This window comes from Clostridium sp. TJA085 (genome assembly GCF_058310235.1).
Genome location: NZ_JBZEEZ010000015.1, coordinates 1 through 809 on the forward strand (window position 1 = coordinate 1; position 809 = coordinate 809).

General features: G+C 38.4%; 1 rRNA gene. It reads left to right on the plus strand.

Annotation, left to right across the window (positions count from 1 at the left end):
• Positions 1-327: 327 nt before the first annotated feature.
• Positions 328-809: ribosomal RNA gene (locus AC4FQW_RS13285) — 23S ribosomal RNA — on the plus strand; the annotation flags it as partial.

Consider the following 809-nt stretch of genomic DNA (forward strand, 5'->3'; position numbering starts at 1 on the left):
GCGGCTGGATCACCTCCTTTCTATGGAGAATACAGCAAACAAGATGATTTGCTGAAAATAAAAAATCCAAAGTCTTGGATTTCTTACCGGAAAAGAAGGTTTGAAATGTAGATTCTGTTCAATTTTGAGATATCATTAAATCTCATAAAAAATTTTCAAAAAAAGCTTGATTTTATATCAAAACATGATATAATAAATAGCGTTGAAAATGTTCTTTGAAAATTGCATATATAAAATTGTTGATACAACAAGCCAAGAAATAAAGTATTTATTAAATACTATTCTTTGTGAGAACCAAAATTGTGATGATTTTGAAATGACTAAATAGGTCAAGCTACAAAGGGCGCATGGTGAATGCCTTGGCATCAGGAGCCGATGAAGGACGTGATAAGCTGCGATAAGCTTCGGGTAGGCGCACATAGCCAGAGATCCGGAGATTTCCGAATGAGGGAACTCACATGGGTGAACCCCATGTATCATATAGTGAATACATAGCTATATGAAGGTAACCTAGGGAACTGAAACATCTAAGTACCTAGAGGAAGAGAAAGAAAAATCGATTTTCTTAGTAGCGGCGAGCGAAAAGGAAAGAGCCCAAACCAAAGATTTATCTTTGGGGTTGCGGACAGAACAATAACTTAGGAGGCTATTGTAACAGAACACAACTGGAAAGTTGGACCGTAGAAGGTAATAGTCCTGTATGTGAAACGAGAAGACCTAAAGTTCTGATCCAGAGTACCACGAGACACGTGAAACCTTGTGGGAAGCAGGGAGGACCACCTCCCAAGGCTAAATACTACCTGATGACC